The 4,151-nt window shown below is 67.2% G+C and carries 5 protein-coding genes and 1 pseudogene; 2 read left to right on the top strand and 4 right to left on the bottom strand.

All coding sequences use genetic code 11. The annotated features are described in order from the left end of the window. Nucleotides 1–248 (bottom strand): annotated as a pseudogene (locus Q7T84_RS17530) (endonuclease III); the annotation flags it as partial. An 86-nt stretch (nt 249–334) separates the two neighbouring features. On the opposite strand from Q7T84_RS17530, the gene Q7T84_RS17525 reads away from it, so the two are divergent. Continuing rightward, on the top strand, nt 335–811 hold the full coding sequence (locus Q7T84_RS17525; protein ID WP_304811404.1) for a DUF2244 domain-containing protein: 477 nt from the start codon (nt 335–337) through the stop codon (nt 809–811). Nucleotides 812–836: 25 nt separating this feature from the next. Continuing rightward, nucleotides 837–1,664 (top strand): Cof-type HAD-IIB family hydrolase, encoded by an 828-nt coding sequence (locus Q7T84_RS17520; protein WP_304811402.1) that lies wholly within the window; start codon nt 837–839, stop codon nt 1,662–1,664. Nucleotides 1,665–1,673: 9 nt separating this feature from the next. Here Q7T84_RS17520 and Q7T84_RS17515 read toward each other — a convergent pair whose 3' ends face one another. The 3 genes from Q7T84_RS17515 to Q7T84_RS17505 all read right to left on the bottom strand — a co-directional run. Next, a complete protein-coding gene (locus tag Q7T84_RS17515; RefSeq protein WP_304811400.1) occupies nt 1,674–2,348 on the bottom strand; it encodes an alpha/beta family hydrolase in 675 nt (224 codons plus the stop codon). Next, complete coding sequence (locus Q7T84_RS17510) at nt 2,345–3,187, bottom strand: hypothetical protein (RefSeq protein WP_304811398.1); 843 nt, start codon at nt 3,185–3,187, stop codon at nt 2,345–2,347. The genes Q7T84_RS17515 and Q7T84_RS17510 overlap by 4 nt, the downstream gene beginning before the upstream one ends. Before the next feature lie 164 nt (nt 3,188–3,351). Next, on the bottom strand, nt 3,352–4,151 hold an 800-nt coding region (locus Q7T84_RS17505), incomplete at its 5' end, for an AAA family ATPase (protein ID WP_304811395.1).

The raw sequence follows: 4,151 nt of genomic DNA, 5'->3' as shown, positions 1-4,151 counted from the left end.
CCCTCCACGCCCAAGGCCAGCATTTCTTCGGGCGTATCTGCCACCGCGACAAGCATGGCCGTGGCCGTGTTCACCCCGACGTCGGTCGCCTGGGCCGAGAGCGCCACCGCGACGATCCGGGTGTAGGGGCTGTGGTAATTCAGCTCGGTGCGGGGATCGTCGCTGAGCGACAGGAAGCGGCTGAACAGTTCCTCGACCCGGGCCTTTTCGGCGGGGCTGATACGCTTCTTGGTAACGGGCTTGGCCATGTCGGCGCGACCATCGCCCGCGTTGCGCGGCTCGCCAAGAGCTTGAGGCTTTGCACGGCGGTTTTCCGGACTAAACTCGCGCCACGATGGATGGCCTCGTCTACATGGACGCCGTGATCACCCCCAACCGCTCGCTGTCGCAGCGAGGGTTCGTGGTGCTGATCTGCGTGGTCACCCTCTTCAACAGCGTGGCGGCGGCGGTTTTCCTGGCCATGGGCGCGACCCTGGTGCCGCTGTTCCTGGGGTTGGACGTCCTGGCGATCATAGCCGCCTTCCTGGTCAGCTACGCGGCGGCCAAGCGGATCGAGCGGGTGCGAGTCACGTCACGCGAGGTGCGGGTGGTCTATGAGACGCCGACCTCGAGCCAAGTGATCTGGGAAAGCCCGACCGCCTTCACTCGGGTGGCGCGCGAAATCGATGAGGATGACGTGGTCGTCGGCGTGCGCTTGGCCTTGTCGGGCCGCCACGCCCATGTGGCCGCCGCCTTGAGCCCCGCCGAACGCGCCGACTTCGCCCACGCCCTGGAACGGGCGATCTATGACGCGCGGCGAGGACGGGTTTAGCTGCGGAACGTGGAGACATCGCCCCTTGGATGATCTCCTGGCCGCGGTCGCGCGCAATCTGGCGCTGGTGGCCACTGACCTCGACGGGACGTTCCTACGCTCTGACGGCACGATTTCAGCGCGCACGCGCGCCGCGGTGCATTCCGCGAGGGACGCCGGGATCGCCTTGGCGTTCATAACCGCTCGGCCGCCAAGGATCGTCCGTGATCTGGCCCGCGAGGTTGGACTGGAGGGCATGGCTGTGTGCTCGAATGGAGCCATCCTCTTCGACCTCGCGGCCGGTGAGATGACGCATCATGCACCGCTTGGCGGGCAATTGGCGCGGGAGTTGGTCGCCGCCGTGCGGTCAGCCGATCCCCAGGCCGTCTTCGCCGTCGAATTTGGCCACATGCTTGGCTATGAGCCGGAGTTCCCCCAGCTGTTCGAGGAGGCCATGAGCCTCCATCCCACATATGTGGATCATGTCGATCAGCTGTGTGATCGGGAGGTGACCAAGCTGATCGTCCATCACCCTCACCGTGAACCGGACGATCTTGTCGATTTGATCATGCCGCTGCTGATCGCCGGTGGCGACGTAACTCACTCTGGCGGGCCATTTGTCGAGATCGCCGCGCGTGGGGTCTCCAAGGCGACGGGACTCCAGGTGCTATGCGACCAACTGGAGATCACAGCGGCTCAGGTCGTCGCGTTCGGCGACATGCCGAACGATCTGGCCATGCTGCGGCTCGCCGGCTTGGGTGTCGCTGTCGGGAATGCGCACTCGGCGCTATTGCGATCGGCGGACATCATCGCGCCCACCAACAATGAGGACGGCGTCGCGGTGGTGCTGGAGCGTATCCTGACCTTCCGGTGAAGCCCGGGCCTAGCGCGCGTGATCGCCGATCCATGCGCGGGCCGCGTCGAGGGCCTCGCCCAGCACCTCGGCGTCCTTGCGCCCGGTCTTGGCTGGCGCGTGGAAGGCGTGGTCGGCGGCGTCCAGCAGCTTCAAGGTCGCGAGATCGCCGAGGGCGTCCACCGTGGACTCCAGCAGGTCGAGCCTGGCGAATTCGTCGCGCGAGCCTTGCAGGAAGAGCAGCGGAATCTTGATCTCGGCGAGGTGCTCTGCGCGCTCGACACCGGGCTTGGCCGGCGGGTGCAGGGGGAAGGCGAAGAACACCAGACCGCGCACGCCGGCCAACGGCTGGGCCGCCTGGGCCTGCGACGTCATGCGCCCGCCGAACGATCTGCCGCCGGCGAACAACGGTAGGTCCGGCGCCAGGCGCGCGGCCTGCGCGACCGCGGCGCGGACGGCGGCGTGCGCCAAGGCCGGGGCGTCGGGACGTTTCGACCCGCGCTCCATATAGAGGAAGTTGTAGCGCAGGGTGGCGACGCCGCGCCCGGCCAGCCCTTCGGTGATCGCGGTCATCGACTTGTGCGCCATGCCGGCTCCGGCGCCGTGGGCCAGCACCAGGACGGCCGTCGCCGCGTCCGGCTTCATCCAGAGGCCGGACACGGCGTGATCTTCGCCGAGATCGATGATGACGGGTTCGGGGGTCACTTGCCGGCCTTCAGCTCCAGGCCCTTCACGATCATCAGCTTGGCGAGGTTGGCGCCGGGGATCACGAAGTTGAGGGTCTCGGCGCCGACGTCGAGCAGGAACTTCGGCTCTAGCGCCTTGCCCAGATACTGCTCGAAGGTGGCGCCGCCGACCTTGGTCTCGCCGGTGATGGCGTCGAACTCGACCACCGCCTCCTTGTCGCCGCGCCGATAGCGAAAGGCGTGGACCGGGCGGTAGTAGAGGTCGACCGCCTCGACCCTGACCAGCTCCTCGGTCACCCGGTCGGCGTCGATCTTGCCGATGGCCGAGGCGATGACATCGCGCACCACCATCGAGGCCTTGGCCTCGGGCGGGACGATCACCATGCCCTCTGCCGTGGCGGCGGCCAGGGCGGCGGCGTTGCTCTCGATGGCGTCGTGCTGCAGGTAGCTCGCCAGGGCCGGGGAGGGCTGTTTGTTCAATCCGTCGATGAGGGTCTCGCGCCGGGTCTCCTCGCGGCAGGATTCCAGTCCCACCACCTGGATCTGGTTGTTGCTGGCCGGAAGGACGATGTCGCCGATGGTCACTTCGCGAACCTCGGGCGGCACCTTCACGGGGTAGGTTCGGGCGCGCTCGTAGGCGGTGGCGGTGGAGACGGTGACCCGCCAGAACGGCTGCAGCCGTCGCTCGCGATAGATGACGGCGAACTCGTCCTCCTTGGGCTGGGCGAACAGGCCGGTGACGCGGGCCAGGGCGCCGAACGCCTCCAGCCGCTTGGACCAGGCGCGGCCCTCGGCGTGCTCCAGGCTGAAGCGATCGGTCATCCGGAAGATGCGTTCTTCGGCGAGTTCGACCTGCATGTGCTTTTCCCCAGCGGTTGCCGGGGAATTCATCGACGTTTGAGGGGGCGAGGCAAGCGGTGATTGCGCGGTGGCGTGGCGCTCGCCGGGGTTAAGCGGCCCACTCCCCGTCCGTTATCCCTGGGCTTGTCCCGGGGATGACGGACGGGTGGGGCGGCCGCCTCTTACAGAATGAACCGGCTGAGGTCGGTGTTCTGGGCCAACTCGCCGACGCGGGATTTCACGTAGGCGGCGTCGACCGCGAAGGTCTCGCCCGAACGGTCGGAGGCGGTGTAGCTGACTTCCTCCAGCACCTTTTCCAGTACGGTCTGCAGGCGGCGGGCGCCGATGTTCTCGACCGAGTTGTTCACGGTCACGGCGGCGTCGGCGACGGCGTCGATGGCGTCCTCGGTGAAGGTGAGGGTGACGCCCTCGGTCAGCAGCAGCGCCTGGTGCTGGCGGATCAGATTGGCTTCCGGCTCGGTCAGGATGCGGCGGAAGTCGTCGCGGCTCAGGGCCTTCAGCTCAACCCGGATCGGCAACCGGCCCTGGAGTTCGGGCAGCAGGTCCGACGGCTTGGCGACGTGGAAGGCGCCCGAGGCGATGAATAGGATGTGGTCGGTCTTCACCGGTCCGTACTTGGTCGAGACGGTCGTGCCTTCGATCAGCGGCAAGAGGTCGCGCTGCACGCCTTCGCGCGACGGACCGCCGACGACGCCCGAGCGCGCGGCGATCTTGTCGATCTCGTCGAGGAAGACGATGCCGTCGTTCTCGGCCGATTCCAGCGCCTGGCGCACGACCTCGTCCTGGTCGAGCAGCTTGTCGGACTCGTCGTTGACGAGCAGGTCATAGGATTCCTTGACGGTGGTCTTGCGCGTCTTGGTGCGCTTGCCGCCCATCGCCTTCGACAGCATGTCGTTGATGTTGAGCACGCCTATGTTCGCGCCGGGCATGCCCGGGATCTCGAAGCCTGGCATGCCGCCAT

Source organism: Phenylobacterium sp. (assembly GCF_030654915.1).
Taxonomy (GTDB): domain Bacteria; phylum Pseudomonadota; class Alphaproteobacteria; order Caulobacterales; family Caulobacteraceae; genus Phenylobacterium.
This window is presented reverse-complemented; position numbering and strand designations above follow the sequence as displayed.